The following is a 16,186-nucleotide window of genomic DNA, read 5'->3' on the forward strand; positions in this document are numbered from 1 at the left end:
TCCCGAAGGAGCCGGGCAGCGGCACGCGGTCACGAACGGCGGAAGGGCGCCTCAGCCGCGCCCGGAACCGCCGCCCGGGCCGCTGTAGTCCTCCCCGTAGGCGCCCTTGGCCGGGCGGCGGCGGCGCATCGGGGGCTCCACTCCGTCGGCGAGCCGGCGGGCGGTGAGCAGGAAGCCGGTGTGCCCGATCATGCGGTGGTCGGGGCGGACGGCCAGGCCCTCGACGTGCCAGGTGCGCACCATCGTCTCCCAGGCGGCCGGCTCGTTGAAGGTGCCGTGCTCGCGTATCGACTCCACGGTACGGGCGAGCTGGGTGGTCGTGGCGACGTAGGCGCACAGGATGCCGCCGGGGACGAGGGCCTTGGAGACGGCCTCCAGGCACTCCCAGGGGGCGAGCATGTCCAGGATGACGCGGTCGACCCCGGTGTCGGACAGGTTGTCCTGGAGGTCTCCGACGGTCAGCTGCCAGGCCGGGTGCGGCCCGCCGAAGTACCGCTCGACGTTCGCCCGCGCGATGTCGGCGAAGTCGGCGCGGCGCTCGTAGGAGTGCAGCATGCCCCGGTCGCCCACCGCCCGCAGCAGGAAGCTGCTCAGGGAGCCTGAGCCGACACCCGCCTCGACGACGCGCGCGCCGGGGAAGATGTCGGCCATCGCGAGGATCTGCCCCGCGTCCTTGGGGTAGACGACGGCCGCGCCGCGCGGCATGGACAGGACGTAGTCGGGGAGCAGGGGACGCAGCGCGAGGTAGGCGACGTTTCCCGTGGTACGGACGACCGTGCCCTCGGGAGCACCGATCAGCTCGTCGTGGGGGAAGGCTCCCTTGTGGGTGTGGAAGCTCTTCCCCGCCTCGAGCGTGAAGGTGTAGTGGCGTCCCTTGGGGTCGGTGAGCTGGACCTGGTCCCCGACCTGGAAGGGCCCGCGACGGCGGGCGGCACCGGTCGGTTCGGACATGGGGGCAAGGGTAGTCCAGGCACGCGCTCCGGCCGTAATCGAGACCCGCTCCCCTCCGGCGGGAGGAGGGCGCTTGGACGTCCTCAGGAGGCGGGCTTGGCCATGGCCGCCACGAAGGCCCGCTCGACGTCGCCGGCCGAGAGCACCCCGTAGACCTCGCCGCTGCCCTCCACCACCAGGTACTCGGTGGCGGGAGTGGCGCGCAGGTGCTCCAGCAGCTCCTCGCCGGCCAGCTCGGCCCACACCCGCATGCCCTCGGTGAGGTCCTGGGCGAGGGTGCTCACCGCCACCCAGGGGCGGCGGTGCTCGGGCACTCCGGCGATGGCGGCCTCGCGGACCACGGCGACCGCCTCCCCCTGACCGTCCACGACCACCAGGGCCCTGGCCCCGGCCTCGTTGGCGCGGCGCAGCCCCTCCGACAGGGGGGTGTCGGAGGAGACGGGGACGGCGCGGCGGGTCAGGGCGCGGGCGCTCAGCTCGGGCAGGCGCTCGCGCAGCCTGGCCATGCGCAGGCTGTTGCCGGCGCCGGTCCAGATGATGGCCGCGAGGATCGCGGCGAGCAGGGCGTCGGTGATGGAGTCCACCCCGCCGAAGCCCTCCTCGGCCCCGTAGCCCCCCGCGTAGCTGAGCAGCGGCATCCCGATCAGGACGGCGACGGCGAGCGCACGGCCGGTCCAGGCGGCGGCGACGGTGCCGGTCATCGGCTTGCCGCTGATCTTCCACACCACCGCGCGCAGCATCCGGCCGCCGTCCAGGGGCAGCCCCGGCAGCAGGTTGAAGATCGCGACGATGAGGTTGGAGACCATCAGCCCGGCCAGCAGCACCGCGGGCACGGTACCGGGCTCGACGGCGAACAGCCCCAGGTAGAACACGCCCGCCAGCACCAGGGAGAGCAGCGGACCGACGAAGGCCAGGACGAACTCCCGGCCCGGGGTCTCGCTCTCCTTCTCGATCTCCGACACCCCGCCGAAGAACTGGAGCTGGATACGGCGCACCGGGAGCTTGAAACGCAGGGCGGCGACGGTGTGGGCCAGCTCGTGGACCAGCACCGAGGCGTAGAAGGCGACCGCGAAGAACAGGGACACCAGGTAGCGGGCGCCGCCCAGCTCCGGAAGCACGCGCTCCAGCTGGCCGCCGAAGACCCAGGTGATCAGCGCGGCGACGACGAACCAGCTCGGCGCCACGTACACGGGCACGCCGAAGGGGCGGCCCATGAGAATGCCGCCGCCGCTCCCCCGCGAGCGCTTCGGCCCGCCGTCCGCCGATTTGCCGGGGCCGGGCTCCGGCCGCCCGCCGTTGTCCGTGTCCGCCACGGGTTCCCCTCGTAGAAGGTACCCCCGCCCCCGGTGGTCGGCCCCCGCGGCCGTGTGGTGCGAGGGGGGTGCGAGGGGTTACGTCATCGATGGTAAGCGGCGGGATGTCGGTGGCGGGCCGTAGGGTCGTGTCCATGGTCTCCCATCCGGCACCCGGCAAGGCGTCCTCGCCCGCCTCGCCGCCCAACTCCCTGTCACCGTCACGGGCCGCCGACTTCATGCAGTGCCCGCTGCTGTACCGCTTCCGGGTGATCGACAGGCTGCCCGAGAAGCCGACGCCCGCGGCCACCCGGGGCACGGTGGTGCACGCGGTGCTGGAGCGGCTCTTCGACGCTCCGGCCGCCGAGCGCAGTGTGCGCCGGGCGCGCTCGCTGGTGGCGCGGGAGTGGGAGCGGCTACTGGCGAAGCGGCCGGAGCTGGCGGAGCTGTTCGCGGAGGACGGCGAGACGGCCCCGGGCGAGGGCGCGGCCGACGGCGCCGAGCTGGCGCAGTGGCTGGCCCGGGCGGAGGAGCTGGTCGAGCGGTGGTTCTCCCTGGAGGACCCCACCAGGCTGGAGCCGGCCGAGCGCGAGCTGTTCGTGGAGGCCCGCCTGGAGTCCGGGCTGCGGCTGCGCGGCATCATCGACCGGGTGGACGTGGCGCCCACCGGCGAGGTCCGCATCGTCGACTACAAGACCGGCAAGGCGCCCCGGCCGGAGTACGCGGCCGGGGCGCTGTTCCAGATGAAGTTCTACGCCCTGGTGCTGTGGCGGCTGCGCGGCACGATCCCGCGCCGGCTGCAGCTGGTCTACCTGGGCAGCTCGGACGTGCTCACCTACGACCCGGACGAGAACGACCTGCGCGGTGTGGAGCGCAAGCTGCTGGCCCTGTGGGAGGCGATCCGGCAGGCGACCGAGACCGGTGACTGGCGGCCCGGGCCGGGCCCGCTGTGCGGCTGGTGCGCCCACCGGGCACTGTGTCCGGAGTTCGGGGGCACTCCCCCGCCGTATCCGCTGATGATCCAGCCGCGGCTGCCGCTGGAGCCGGACGGCGGCGGGGGCGGTGCCACGGGCGGTTCCGCGGACCCCCTCCCGGAGGCGGGGGGCACGGCCGTCTAGGCGAGAATGGGCCTGCCATGCCCCCGCCACCGATAGGAGTTCCCGTGGCAATCCGCGTCCTGCTGGTCGACGACCAGCCGTTGCTGCGCACCGGCTTCCGGATGATCCTGGAGGCCGAGGGGGACATCGCCGTGGTGGGCGAGGCCGGCGACGGCCTGCAGGCACTGGACCAGGTGCGGGCGCTCCAGCCGGACGTGGTCCTGATGGACATCCGGATGCCGCGGATGGACGGCGTGGAGGCGACCCGGCAGATCACCGGCCCGGAACGGGACGGCCCCGCCAAGGTGCTGGTGCTCACCACGTTCGACCTGGACGAGTACGTGGTGGAGGCGCTGCGCGCGGGCGCCTCCGGTTTCCTGCTCAAGGACGCGCCGGCCGCCGAACTGGTGCAGGCGATCCGGGTGGTGGCGGCCGGCGAGGCGATGCTCGCCCCCAGCATCACCCGGCGCCTGCTGGACAAGTACGCCGGGAAGCTGCCCTCGGGCGAGGAGGAGGTGCCCGACGCGCTGGGCACGCTCACCGACCGCGAGGTCGAGGTCCTCAAACTGGTGGCGCGGGGCCTGTCGAACGCCGAGATCGCAGCGGACCTCTTCGTCAGCGAGACGACGGTGAAGACCCACGTCGGCCATGTGCTGACCAAGCTGGGCCTGCGCGACCGGTGCCGGTTCGGGGGGGCGGGATCAGCCCCCGGCGCCCTTGCCGATCTCCCAGAAGCGGAAGACCGTGGAGGCGTCCAGCGTCCACTCCAGCCCGGAGACGTCCTCGTGCGCCACGGCGTACTGCTTGCCCTGCCAGACGGGCAGGATCGGCAGGTCCCGGGCGACGATGTCCTGGATCTCGCCGAAGTCCTCCACGGTGGCGGCGCGGTCGCTCGCCGCGGCCGTCCGCGGCAGCAGCTCGGAGGTGATTCGTCCGGCGTCGTAGCCATTGCCCAGCACGTTGTCCTCGCCGAAGAAGGGCGCGGTGAAGTTGTCGGCGTCGGGGTAGTCGGGCACCCAGCCCTTGACGTACACCCCGTACTCGCCCGCCTCGACGCCCTTCTCGTACTCCTCCAGTTCCACGCTCTCGACCTTGGCGTCGAACAGGCCGCTGGCGTTGAGCTGCTGGGCGATCTCCTCGAACTCCCGGACGGTGGCGGGCCCGTAGCGCACGGGGGTGGCCCACAGGGTGAGCTCGACCCTCTCGGTGATGCCCTCGGCGCGCAGGGCCTCCTTGGCCTTGCCCGGCTGCGGACGGCTGCCGTAGGCGTCGAAGAAGGCCGTGTTGTGGCCGGTGACCCCGGCGGGCACGATCGAGTACAGCGGCTCGGCGGTGCGCCGGTAGATGTCGCGAATCAGGGTGGAGCGGTCCAGCAGGTACGCGATGGCCTTGCGCACTCCCGGCTTGCCGGTGACGGGGTGCTCCATGTTGAAGACCAGGTGGTGCACCTCGGCGCTGGTGCCCTCGACGACCTCCACCCCGTTCTCGGCGCTCGCCGCCGCGTCCAGGTCGGCGATGTCGTCCATGGCCAGACCGCGGTAGGCCAGGTCCACCTCGCCGCTGCTCAGGGCCTTCTTCAGCGCCGCCTGGTCGCCGTGGAAGAGCTTCATGGTCATCCCGGAGTTCTTCACCTGCGCGGGCCCGAGGTAGTCCGGGTTGACGGAGAAGACGGCTTCCTCGTCGCCGTAGGAGTCCAGCCGGTAGACGCCCGAGCCGACGGCCCTGCCATCGGTGCGCAGTGCGTCGGCCGGGTAGAACCGGTGGTCGACGATCGAGCCGGCACCGGAGGCGATCTTCTGCGGGAAGGTGGCGTCGGGAGTGCCGAGGCGGAAGACGACCGTCCCGGCGTCCGGGGTCTCGATCTCCTCGATGCCCGACAGCATCACGGCGGGGCCGTCGGGATCGTCGATGCGCAGGGTCCGCTCGAAGGAGAACTTCACGTCCTTGGAGGTGAGCGGGTTGCCGTTGGTGAACTTCAGTCCGTCCCTGAGTACGCACCGGAAGACCTGGCTGCCGTCGTCGGTGAACTCACAGCCGCGCGCGGCCTCCGGCTGGGGCTCCCCGCCGTTCTTGGGGAAGCTGAGCAGTGACTGGAAGACGTTGTTGAAGATCAGCCAGGATCCCGGGTCGTAGCCGGAGGCGGGATCGACGGCCAGGACCTCGTCGGTCATGCCCATCACGATCCGTCCGCCCTCGCCGGCCCTCGTCCCCTGCTGGTCGCCGCAGCCGGTGAGCAGTGCGGCGACCAGGGCCGCGCCGACCGGAAATGCCCGGAAACGGGCCCTTTTCCTCACGTTCGCATCCTCATCCGTGGTGTGTGTCGTTCTCCGAACCCCCGTTCTCACAGCTCCGCGCCGCCTCCTGGCCGGAGGCGGCGCGGGTGAAGCTCAGTCCCGAACGCCCCTGCCCAGTTCCCACAGCTGGAGCACGGAGGAGGAGTTGAGCGCCCACTCCACCCCGGTGACCCCGTCGCGGGCGGCGACGTACTGCTTGCCCTGCCACAGCGGCAGCACGGGCACCTCCCTGGCGACGATGTCCTGGACCCGGACGAAGTCGTCGACCGCCTGGTCGCGCTGCTCCTTGACCCGGGTGCGCGGGATGAGCTGCTCGCGGATCTCGTTGTTCTCGTACGGGGAGTTCAGGAAGTTGTCCTCGGCGAAGAAGGGCGCGACGAAGTTGTCCGGGTCGGGGAAGTCCGGGAACCAGCCCATGCCGTAGACCGCGTACTCCTGCTCGGTCGAGGCGGGCCGGTAGGTCTTCCACGGCACGCCCTTGACCGTCGTCCTGAACAGCCCGGAGTCGTTGAGCTGCTCGGCCAGCGCCTTGAACTCGTCGGCCGTGGCGGGGCCGTAGTGGTCGGTGGTGTAGGTGAGGTCCACCTCGACCGGGATGTCGATGTCGGCGCGTTCGAGGGTGGCGCGGGCCGCCTCGGCGTCGGACTCGCCGTAGGCGTTGAAGAAGGAGTTGTGGTGGCCGGTCAGCCCGCTGGGGACGATGGAGTACAGCGGCTCGGCGGTCCGTGCGTACACATCGCGCACCAGCTCGCCGCGGTCCACGGTCTGGGCGATGGCCTGACGTACGGCCTTGCTGCCGACGACCGGGTCGTCGGTGGTGAAGACGAGGTAGCGGATCTCCTGGCCGGACATCTCGACGACGTCGATGCCGTCGCTCTTGTCGCTCCCCAGCCGGTCGATCTGCTCGGGCGACAGGCTCCGGTTCATCACATCGATGCCGCCGTCGCGCATGGCCTTCTCCATGGCCTTGGAGTCATCGAAGAAGCGCACCTCGACGCGGACGTTCCGCAGCTCCAGGTCGCCCTTGTAGGACTTGTTGCGGGCGAGGACCACCCGGCCGCCCTCGGCGTCGAAGGATTCCAGGACGTAGGGGCCGGAGCCGGCGACCGAGTACTCCTCGTGGAGCTTGTCGGCCGGGTAGACCTCGCTGTCCAGGATCGCCGCCGCGGGGGTGGCGAGCTTGTGGGGGAAGGTGGCGTCGGGCTTCTTGAGGTGGAAGACCACCTCGCCCCCGGAGGGCGCCTCCACCCGGTCGAGGTTGCTCAGCAGCGACGCGGGGCCGCCGGGGTCGTCGATGCCGACCATCCGGTTGACGGAGAACACCACGTCCTCGGCGGTCAGTTCGTTCCCGTTGGAGAACGTGAGCCCCTCGCGGAGGGTGCAGCGGTACTGCGTGCTGCGCTGGTCGGCGAATCCGCACTCCTGCGCGGCCTCCGGCTCCGGCTGGGTGCCCGCGCGGGGCAGGCGCAGCAGGGTCTGGAAGGTGTTGCGGAAGATGTTCCAGGTGCCGACGTCGTAGACCGCCGCGGGGTCGAGCGGAGCGGGCGCCTTCTCCGTGGCCTCGATCCGGTCGGTGGTGCCGACAACGATCGCCCCGCCGTTCGCGCCGCCGGCGCTGTCGTCACCGCACGCGACGAGCAGGGGCGCCAGCAGGCCCGCGACGGCGGGCAGCAGCAGCGTCTTACGGTTCATCGTTGACGGTCTCCTCATCCAGCCGGGTTGTCGCCGAATTCTCCGGCCGGGAGACAGACATTAGTAGCCGCGGCGTCCTCCACTTCCCCGGGCCACCGGCATGGAATTATCACGCTCCGATGACCTTGTCACACAATCCGATAACCAGACGACGGAGCGATCGACGCGAGCGGGCATCAAACGGGACACATGGGCGCCCGCAAAAGGGGCCAACCGCCCTCGCCGCCGCCCCGGCCGGCCCTCCGCACCCCGGGATCACGTGATGAACGTCACGCACTCAACCATCAGGCGAAAAACAGAATTCAGCCACCGCATTCGTCACGCAAAATGAACGGCTCACTGCTCACGGTTTTCGATGCATTCATCGTGCAGCGAACGGCGCACGCTCAGTACGCGGATGCGACCAGTGAGCGCAGAAAACGCAGATTCACTTCCTCCAGGGAGGGCACGACCGTGCGCCGGCTCGCGGGCTCGATCCGCGTCACCGACGGCACCGCCACCACATGACAGCCCGCGGCCTCCGCCGAGGCCACACCGGTCGCGGTGTCCTCCACCACCACACAGCTCCCCGGGTCCGCCCCCAGCCGCGAGGCGGCCAGCAGGTAGGGGTCCGGATGCGGCTTGGTCCGCTCCACCTCGTCACCCGCCAGGGTCAGCGCGAAGTGTTCCGGCCCCAGGGAGACGAGCATCCGGTCGATCACCCGCCGGTGCGACGCCGACACCAGAGCGGCGGGCACATCGTGTGCGGCCAGCTCCGTCAGCAGACGCCGGGCGCCGGGCATCAGGGAGACCCCCCGCTCGACCCGCTCGATGAACCTGGAGTTGAGCAGCACCGTCAGGTCCCCCAGGGAGATGTCCGCCCCGGTGGCCTGAATCAGATACGTCGCGCTCCGGGACATCGGCCCGCCGACCACCACCTCACGGTGCTCGTCGGCCAGCGCGTACCCCAGCTCGGCGAACACCTCGACCTCGGTGTCCCACCAGAAGCCCTCGGTATCCACCAGCGTGCCGTCCATGTCCAGCAGGACGGCGTGGAGACCGGCCGCGGCGGTCCCGGACACGGTGGACGCCGCCGCGGCCGGTCTGCCTCCCCCACCGGGGACCTGTGCGGGCGCGGAGACGGGAATCCGGGCCCCGCCGCCGAGGGCGGGCGGAACTCCGGCGCGGGAGAGGGGACGAGTCATCCGTGTGCCTCCTGTGGGGACGCGAAGGCCGGTCGCGCGCGGCCGCCCGGGGGGGGGCCGGCGCCCCCCGGCCTGTACCGGACAGATCAGTTTACGTCGGTCCGCGTACTATCGCGCGTTGAAGTATTTGGCCTCGGGGTGGTGGAGGACGATGGCGTCGGTGGACTGCTCGGGGTGGAGCTGGAACTCCTCGGAGAGTTTCACTCCGATCCGCTCGGGCCGGAGCAGCTCGGCGATCTTGGCGCGGTCGGCCAGGTCGGGGCAGGCCCCGTAGCCCAGGGAGAAGCGGGCGCCGCGGTACTTGAGGGCGAACATGTCCTCGATCGCGTCGGGGTCGTCGCCGGCGAAGCCGAGCTCGGCGCGGACCCGGGCGTGCCAGTACTCGGCCAGCGCCTCGGCCAGCTGCACCGACAGGCCGTGCAGCTCCAGGTAGTCGCGGTAGGAGTCGGCGGCGAACAGCTCCGCGGTGGCCTCACCGATGCGGGAGCCGACGGTGACCACCTGGAAGCCCACCACGTCCGTCTGGCCGGACTCCTTGGGGCGGAAGAAGTCGGCCAGGCACAGCCGGCGCCCGCGGCGCTGGCGGGGAAAGGTGAACCGGGTGCGCTCGGCGCCGTCCTCACCGAGGACGACCAGGTCGTCGCCGTCCGAATGGCAGGGGAAGTAGCCGTAGACCACCGCGGCCTCCAGCAGGTTGTCGGTGTGCAGCCGCTCCAGCCAGCCCCGCAGCCTGGGGCGGCCCTCGCGCTCGACCAGCTCCTCGTAGGAGGGCCCGTCCCCGGTGCGCGGTGCCTTCAGCCCCCACTGGCCCTTGAACAGGGCACCCTCGTCCAGCCAGGAGGCGTACTCCTTGAGCTGGATGCCCTTGACCACCCGCGTGCCGTGGAAGGGGGGCTCGGGCACGGGGTTGTCGGTGGCCACGTCCGAGCGCACCGGGCCGCTCTCGGCCGGCTCGGTGATCTGGACGGCCGCCGGCCGCACCCGCCGCTGCCGCAGCTCCGGCAGCTTCGCTCCGGGCACGCCGCGCTTGACCGCGATCAGGGCGTCCATCAGGCGCAGGCCCTCGAAGGCGTCGCGGGCGTAGCGGACCTCCCCGGCGTAGATCTCGTGCAGATCCTGCTCGACGTAGGCGCGGGTCAGCGCGGCGCCGCCCAGGATCACCGGATACCTGGCGGCCAGCTCGCGGGCGTTGAGCTCCTGCAGGTTCTCCTTCATGATCACCGTGGACTTCACCAGCAGCCCGGACATGCCGATCACGTCCGCCCGGTGCTCCTCGGCCGCCTCCACGATCGCGGAGACCGGCTGCTTGATGCCGAGGTTGACCACGTTGTAGCCGTTGTTGGACAGGATGATGTCGACCAGGTTCTTGCCGATGTCGTGCACGTCCCCGCGCACCGTGGCCAAAACGATCGTGCCCTTGCCCTCGGCGCCCTCGACCTTCTCCATATGGGGCTCCAGATAGGCGACGGCCGTCTTCATCACCTCGGCCGACTGGAGCACGAACGGAAGCTGCATCTGCCCGGAACCGAACAGCTCCCCGACGACCTTCATCCCCGCCAGCAGGGTGTCGTTGACGATGTCCAGGGCCGGACGTCCGGCCAGGGCGGCGTCCAGGTCGGCCTCCAGCCCGGTGCGCTCCCCGTCGATGATCCGCCGCCGCAGCCGCTCGTCCAGCGGCAGCGCGGCCAGCTCCTCGGCCCGGGAGGCCCTCACGCTCTTGGTGTCCACGCCCTCGAACAGCTCCAGGAACCGCTGCAGCGGGTCGTAGCCCTCCCGGCGCCGGTCGTGGACCAGATCCAGCGCGACCTGAACCTGCTCGACCGGAATCCGCGCGATGGGCAGGATCTTGGAGGCGTGCACGATCGCCGAGTCCAGACCGGCCTTCACGCACTCGTCCAGGAAGACGGAGTTGAGCACCATCCGCGCGGCCGGGTTCAGACCGAAGGAGATGTTCGACAGCCCCAGCGTGGTCTGCACCCCCGGATGCCGCCGCTTGAGCTCGCGAATCGCCTCGATGGTGGCCACCCCGTCGCCCCGGGACTCCTCGGTGCCGGTGCAGATGGTGAAGGTGAGGCAGTCGATGAGGATGTCCTCCTCGCGGATGCCCCACCTCCCGGTCAGGTCCGCGATCAGCCGCTCGGCCACGGCCACCTTGTGCTCGGCCGTGCGGGCCTGGCCCCTCTCGTCGATGGTCAGCGCGATCAGCGCCGCGCCGTGCTCCCTGGCCAGGGCCGTGATCCGCGCGAAACGGGAGTCGGGCCCGTCGCCGTCCTCGTAGTTCACACTGTTGATCACCGCCCGGCCGCCCAGCTTCTCCAGCCCGGCGGCGATGACGGCCGGCTCGGTGGAGTCCAGCACGACCGGCAGCGTGGAGGCCGTCGCCAGCCGCCCGGCCAGCTCGGCCATGTCCGCCACGCCGTCACGCCCGACGTAGTCCACGCACACATCCAGCATGTGCGCGCCCTCGCGGATCTGCTCCCGCGCGATCTCCACGCAGTCCTCCCACCGCCCTTCCAGCATGGCGGTGCGGAACTTCTTCGACCCGTTGGCGTTGGTGCGCTCCCCGATCGCCAGATACGAGGTGTCCTGCCGGAACGGCACCGTCTGGTACAGCGACGCCGCACCCGGCTCCGGCCGCGCCTCCCGCCCGGCCGGTGCCGCACCCCGCACCCGCTGAACGACCTGCCGCAGATGCTCGGGCGTCGTCCCGCAGCACCCGCCCACCAGCGACAGCCCGTACTCGGCCACGAACGACTCCTGCGCGTCGGCCAGCTCGCCCGCGGTCAGCGGATAGCGCGCACCGTCGGCGGTCAGCTCCGGCAGCCCGGCGTTGGGCATGCAGGCCAGCGGCACGCGGGCGTGCCGGGCCAGATAGCGCAGGTGCTCGCTCATCTCGGCCGGGCCGGTGGCGCAGTTCAGGCCGATCATGTCGATGCCCAGCGGCTCCAGCGCACACAGCGCGGCCCCGATCTCACTGCCCAGCAGCATCGTGCCGGTGGTCTCCACCGTCACCGAGCAGATCACCGGCACCGACCACCCGGCCGCGTCCAGCGCCCGCCGCGCTCCCAGCACCGCCGCCTTGGTCTGCAGCAGGTCCTGGGTGGTCTCCACCAGCAGCGCGTCCGCGCCCCCGGCCAGCAGGCCCTCGGCATTGGCCTGGTAGGCGTCCCGCAGCGTGCGGTACTCCACATGGCCCAGGGTGGGCAGCTTGGTGCCCGGCCCCATCGACCCCAGCACCCACCGCTGCCGCCCCGTCTCCCGCGTGAAGGCGTCGGCCACCTCCCGCGCGACCCGGGCCCCGGCCTCGGACAGCTCCCACACCCGGCCGGCGATGTCGTACTCCGCCAGCGCCGCGAAGTTCGCACCGAAGGTGTTGGTCTCCACACAGTCCACACCGACCGCGAAGTACTCCTCGTGCACCGAGGCCACGATGTCCGGGCGGGTGATGTTGAGGATCTCGTTGCAGCCCTCCAGCTGCTGGAAGTCCTCCAGCGACGGATCGGCCGCCTGCAGCATCGTGCCCATCGCCCCGTCGGCCACCACCACCCGCGAGGCCAACGCCTCACGCAGCCCATCGGCACGGGGGGTCTTCGACGTGTCGGCGGAGGCGGGCCCGGAGGCCGGCGTCGGATCGAGGTCGTGCGGGGTCGGCGAAGCTGCCATGGAACGGCTCCCAGAGATGCGACGGCTGTCGGCTTTGCGTCTTCCGCAGGGAAGCGCACCCGGCCAGGGTATCCGGCGGCGCCGCCGGAGCGGCAGGCGTTCCGAGGCGTGGACTCCGGATGTCGAGCGGCTACCGCGGTATCGGCATGATCCGATAGCGTTCGGCATTGTCGAATGCCGTCTATCGGTCCACGGAGAGAGAAGCGAGCAGAGGAGAGGTGCGCGATGGCCCGGACCATCCAGTCGCTGGAGCGGGCGGCGGCGGTGCTGCGGCTGCTCGCCGGAGGTGAGCGACGCCTCGGGCTGTCCGACATCGCCTCCACCCTGGGCCTGGCCAAGGGCACCGCCCACGGGCTGCTGCGCACCCTCCGGCAGGAGGGCTTCGTCGAGCAGGACTCCGCCTCGGGAAGGTACCAGCTGGGCGCGGAGCTGCTCCGGCTGGGCAACAGCTACCTGGACGTCCACGAGCTGCGGGCCCGCGCCCTGGTGTGGACCGACGATCTGGCCCGGTCCAGCGGCGAGAGCGTCCAACTGGGCGTGCTCCACCAGCAGGGCGTACTGATCGTGCACCACGTCTTCCGCCCCGACGACGGCCGGCAGGTGATGGAGGTGGGGGCGATGCAGCCGTTGCACAGCACCGCGCTGGGCAAGGTGCTGGCCGCGTACGACCCGGTCGCCCGCAGCGAGGCGATGGAGGCCGGGCGCGAGGCGCTGACCGCTCGCACGATCACCGACCCGGAGGCGTTCGAGGGGGTCCTGGAGCTGACCCGGGCCCGCGGCTGGGCGGCCGACGTCGAGGAGACCTGGGAGGGAGTCGCCTCCATCGCCGCCCCCGTCCACGACCGCCGCCGGATGCCGGTGGGCGCCGTGGCCGTCACGGGGGCGGTGGAGCGGGTGTGCGCGGACGGGGAGATACGGCCGCGGCTGGTGGCGGCCGTGCGGGACTGCGCGCGGGCCGTGTCGCGCGATCTGGGCGCGGGCCGCTTCTGACCCGGCGCTCCGGCGGGCTCCGCTCCGTCCGAACCGCTCGCCTCTGTTCCCGTCCGCTCGCACCCTTGACGGGATGTTCGGCTGAAGCGAAACTGCCGATCGGTGGTCGACAATGTCGAACAGTGAACGGAACTCGATCCGCCTCCCCCGCTTCTTCCATCCGGCTCTCTTCGGACAAGAGCAAAGGAGTCGCGGGTGTCCAGCTCCGACATGTTCCTGGGCGAGGTCATCGGCACCGCCGTCCTGATCCTGCTGGGCGGCGGCGTCTGCGCCGCCACCCTCAGACGGTCCAAGGCCATGGGTGCCGGCTGGATCGCCATCACCTTCGGCTGGGGATTCGCCGTCCTCACCGCCGCCTACATCTCCCTGGGCCCCTCCGGCGCCCACCTCAACCCGGCGGTCACCGTGGGCATCGCCGTGCAGCGCGGGGAGTGGGGCCAGGTGCCCGCCTACTTCGCCGGCCAGCTGCTCGGCGCCATGATCGGCGCCGCCCTGGTGCGGGTCTCCTACTACGGCCAGTTCCTGGCGCACCTGACCGACCGCGAGGTCGTCGGCGGCCCCGGCGCCCGGACGACGGCCGCCGCCGACCGGCAGCGCTCCGACGTCCCCGGCCCGGTGCTCGGCGTCTTCTCCACCGCCCCCGAGATCCGCAACCCCGTGCAGAACCTGGCCACCGAGACCATCGCCACCGTCGTACTGGTCCTGGCCATCCTCACCCAGGGCCTCACCGAGGGACTGGCCCTGTCCGGCACCGGCGTCCTCATCACCGCCCTGGTCGTCGTCGGGATCGGCCTCTCGCCGGGCGGCCCGACCGGATACGCGATCAACCCCGCCCGCGACCTCGGGCCGCGCATCGTGCACGCCCTGCTCCCACTGCCCGACAAGGGCGGGTCGGACTGGGGGTACGCCTGGGTGCCGGTGGCGGGCCCCCTGCTGGGCGGAGCGCTCGCGGGTGTCCTCTACCGGCTCGCGTTCGCCTGACCGCCTCCCCGCCCCTCACCACCCCCGCCCTTCCCCGATTCCCCGACGCCGTCCCGCCGCCCGTTCCTGGAGCACCCCGACATGAGCGACACCCGCCGCGAGTTCATCGCCGCCATCGACCAGGGCACCACCTCCAGCCGCTGCATCGTCTTCGACCGGGACGGCCGCATCGTCTCGGTCGGCCAGAAGGAGCACGAGCAGATCTTCCCCGAGCCCGGATGGGTCGAGCACGACGCCGCCGAGATCCGCTCCTCCGCCGAGGTGTACGGCGAGACCCGCGGAGTGCCGGCGGGCGTTCCGGTGGCCTCCGCGCTCGGCGACCAGCAGGCCGTGCTCGACCAGCGCGCCACATCGCGTCCGGAACCTCGTGGGCGAACATCCGCGCGTTGTCGCGCACCTCGGCCCCGGTGGAGCAGCCGACGACCACCGAGGCCACCGCCTGGTGGCCGAACGGGAAGCGCAGCGCCGCCGCCCGCAGCGGCACGCCGAACTCCCCGCACACCTCCTGGATCCGCCGCGCCCGCTCCACCGGCCGCGGCGGCGCCTGGCGGTAGTCGAAGTGGGCGCCGGGGCGGTGTCCAGGTAGCTCCAGCCCTCCTCCAGGGCCGCCTCCACGACCTCGTGTGCCTCCTCGGCCACGGGGCGGCGGAAGTTTCCGATGGGGGCGCGGCCCAGACCCAGGGGCGGCACCCGTACCCCGGTGCGGCCCAGCTCCCTCGTCGTGCCCGCTCCTCGCGGTCCGGCCGCTCGCGCCATGCCGCCCACCTCCTCCGTCACCGGTGACGCATACCGTATACATCTGTCCGGCCCGCCGGCCCGCCCGGGCGGCAGCGGCGGTATCCGGACGGATCACCGCCGCACGGTCCGGTGAGGAGTGCGATGGCTGCGGCGCGGGCACGGTCACGCCGTAGGCTGGGCCCGCACGGTAATGGAACGTCAGCCGGTACGGAGCGAGTACTCCGGTCGGCCGGAAGGAGGCACTGGGTGATCGAGCTCGAGGGAGTTCCCGAGCTGGTCGACCCGGTCATGGTGGCCGCGTTCGAAGGCTGGAACGACGCCGGTGACGCCGCCTCCGCCGCGGTCGCGCATCTGGAGCGGGAGTGGAAGGGCGAGGTGTTCGCGGCGCTGGACGCCGAGGACTACTACGACTTCCAGGTCAACCGTCCCCAGGTGTGGCTGGAGGGCGGTGTGCGCAGGATCACCTGGCCGACGACCCGTCTGTCGGTGGTGCGGATCGACGACGCCGACGGCCGGGGCCGCGCGCGCGATCTGGTGCTGGTGCGCGGTATCGAGCCGAGCATGCGCTGGAGGTCCTTCTGCAACGAGATCCTGGGCTTCGCCCACGAGCTGGGCGTGGAGATGGTCGTCGTGCTCGGCGCGCTGCTCGGGGACACCCCGCACACCCGGCCGGTCCCGGTCACGGGCGTCACCTCCGACCCGGACCTGGCCCGCACGATGGATCTGGAGGAGTCCCGCTACGAGGGCCCCACCGGCATCGTCGGCATCCTCCAGGAGGCGTGCGGCCACGCGGGCGTGCCGGCGGTGAGCCTGTGGGCCGCGGTGCCGCACTACGTCTCGCAGCCGCCCAACCCGAAGGCGACCCTCGCCCTGCTCAACCGCCTGGAGGACCTGCTGGACGTGCGGATCCCGATGGGCGAGCTGCCGGATGACGCCCGGGCCTGGCAGCTGGGCGTGGACCAGCTCGCCGCCGAGGACAACGAGGTGGCCGAGTACGTGCAGTCGCTGGAGGAGGCCCGGGACACCGCGGAGCTGCCGGAGGCGTCGGGCGAGGCGATCGCCAAGGAGTTCGAGCGCTACCTGCGGCGGCGGGACGGCCAGCCCGGCGGCCACGCCGCGGGCGGTACGGCCGCCGAGGGCGGCTCGTACCTGCGCGACACCTCGGCCGGGGGGCGTACGCGTCCGGCGAAGCCGCCGGAGGACGGCCCGGAGGGCGGGAGCGGCCGGGAAGGCGAGGGCGGCGGTACGGAGGGCCCGGAGAAGGACGGCTCACCACACGACGGCGACGGTGGGGCGCCCCACCG

At 71.9% G+C, this 16,186-nt stretch carries 11 protein-coding genes and 2 pseudogenes; 7 read left to right on the forward strand and 6 right to left on the reverse strand.

The genetic code is table 11. The annotated features are described in order from the left end of the window. Positions 1 to 51: 51 nt before the first annotated feature. The gene (locus tag AC2CJA_RS13165; RefSeq protein WP_484602876.1) at positions 52 to 951 is read right to left on the reverse strand and encodes a tRNA (adenine-N1)-methyltransferase; all 900 of its coding nucleotides are present in this window, start codon (positions 949 to 951) and stop codon (positions 52 to 54) included. 83 nt (positions 952 to 1,034) lie between these two features. After that, on the reverse strand, positions 1,035 to 2,264 hold the full coding sequence (locus tag AC2CJA_RS13170) for a site-2 protease family protein (protein WP_484602877.1): 1,230 nt from the start codon (positions 2,262 to 2,264) through the stop codon (positions 1,035 to 1,037). Positions 2,265 to 2,398: 134 nt separating this feature from the next. Between AC2CJA_RS13170 and AC2CJA_RS13175 the strand changes: the two genes are divergently transcribed. Both AC2CJA_RS13175 and AC2CJA_RS13180 read left to right on the forward strand, forming a co-directional pair. Then, positions 2,399 to 3,361, forward strand: a complete 963-nt coding sequence (locus AC2CJA_RS13175) for a RecB family exonuclease (RefSeq protein WP_484602878.1) — start codon at positions 2,399 to 2,401, stop codon at positions 3,359 to 3,361. A gap of 44 nt (positions 3,362 to 3,405) precedes the next feature. Beyond that, positions 3,406 to 4,020 (forward strand): annotated as a pseudogene (locus tag AC2CJA_RS13180) (response regulator); the annotation flags it as partial. Positions 4,021 to 4,041: 21 nt separating this feature from the next. Here AC2CJA_RS13180 and AC2CJA_RS13185 read toward each other — a convergent pair. The 4 genes from AC2CJA_RS13185 to metH all read right to left on the reverse strand — a co-directional run bounded on the left by AC2CJA_RS13185 (position 4,042) and on the right by metH (position 12,173). Next, entirely contained in the window at positions 4,042 to 5,634 is a 1,593-nt protein-coding gene (locus AC2CJA_RS13185; RefSeq protein WP_484602879.1) for an ABC transporter substrate-binding protein, read from the reverse strand. A gap of 93 nt (positions 5,635 to 5,727) precedes the next feature. Beyond that, entirely contained in the window at positions 5,728 to 7,326 is a 1,599-nt protein-coding gene (locus AC2CJA_RS13190; RefSeq protein WP_484602880.1) for an ABC transporter substrate-binding protein, read from the reverse strand. Between the two features lie 386 nt (positions 7,327 to 7,712). After that, positions 7,713 to 8,510, reverse strand: a complete 798-nt coding sequence (locus AC2CJA_RS13195) for an HAD family hydrolase (protein ID WP_484602881.1) — start codon at positions 8,508 to 8,510, stop codon at positions 7,713 to 7,715. Positions 8,511 to 8,618: 108 nt separating this feature from the next. Beyond that, positions 8,619 to 12,173, reverse strand: a complete 3,555-nt coding sequence (metH, locus tag AC2CJA_RS13200; protein WP_484602882.1) for a methionine synthase — start codon at positions 12,171 to 12,173, stop codon at positions 8,619 to 8,621. Positions 12,174 to 12,398: 225 nt separating this feature from the next. Here metH and AC2CJA_RS13205 point away from each other — a divergent pair, with 225 nt between their 5' ends. From AC2CJA_RS13205 to AC2CJA_RS13225, 5 genes and pseudogenes are all read left to right on the forward strand, one after another. Then, positions 12,399 to 13,163, forward strand: a complete 765-nt coding sequence (locus AC2CJA_RS13205; RefSeq protein WP_484602883.1) for an IclR family transcriptional regulator — start codon at positions 12,399 to 12,401, stop codon at positions 13,161 to 13,163. A 195-nt stretch (positions 13,164 to 13,358) separates the two neighbouring features. Further along, the gene (locus AC2CJA_RS13210; protein WP_484602884.1) at positions 13,359 to 14,144 is read left to right on the forward strand and encodes an MIP/aquaporin family protein; all 786 of its coding nucleotides are present in this window, start codon (positions 13,359 to 13,361) and stop codon (positions 14,142 to 14,144) included. A gap of 81 nt (positions 14,145 to 14,225) precedes the next feature. Further along, a pseudogene (locus AC2CJA_RS13215) lies at positions 14,226 to 14,405 on the forward strand (FGGY family carbohydrate kinase); the annotation flags it as partial. Positions 14,406 to 14,530: 125 nt separating this feature from the next. Beyond that, positions 14,531 to 14,698 carry a hypothetical protein gene (locus tag AC2CJA_RS13220; protein WP_484602886.1) on the forward strand — a complete coding sequence of 56 codons (168 nt, stop codon included), beginning with the start codon at positions 14,531 to 14,533 and terminating at the stop codon, positions 14,696 to 14,698. Between the two features lie 430 nt (positions 14,699 to 15,128). Beyond that, positions 15,129 to 16,186: PAC2 family protein (locus AC2CJA_RS13225; protein ID WP_484602885.1), on the forward strand; the 1,058-nt coding region annotated here is incomplete at its 3' end.

The sequence above is a fragment of the Streptomyces sp. ATLC9 genome (assembly GCF_057196705.1).

What these genes read in the sequence shown, in the direction of transcription:
- AC2CJA_RS13195 (WP_484602881.1), bottom strand. Translation starts at nt 8,510, where the DNA reads ATGACTCGTCCCCTCTCCCGCGCCGGAGTTCCGCCCGCCCTCGGCGGC.
- AC2CJA_RS13190 (WP_484602880.1), bottom strand. Translation starts at nt 7,326, where the DNA reads ATGAACCGTAAGACGCTGCTGCTGCCCGCCGTCGCGGGCCTGCTGGCG.
- AC2CJA_RS13205 (WP_484602883.1), top strand. Translation starts at nt 12,399, where the DNA reads ATGGCCCGGACCATCCAGTCGCTGGAGCGGGCGGCGGCGGTGCTGCGG.
- AC2CJA_RS13175 (WP_484602878.1), top strand. Translation starts at nt 2,399, where the DNA reads ATGGTCTCCCATCCGGCACCCGGCAAGGCGTCCTCGCCCGCCTCGCCG.
- AC2CJA_RS13165 (WP_484602876.1), bottom strand. Translation starts at nt 951, where the DNA reads ATGTCCGAACCGACCGGTGCCGCCCGCCGTCGCGGGCCCTTCCAGGTC.
- metH (WP_484602882.1), bottom strand. Translation starts at nt 12,173, where the DNA reads ATGGCAGCTTCGCCGACCCCGCACGACCTCGATCCGACGCCGGCCTCC.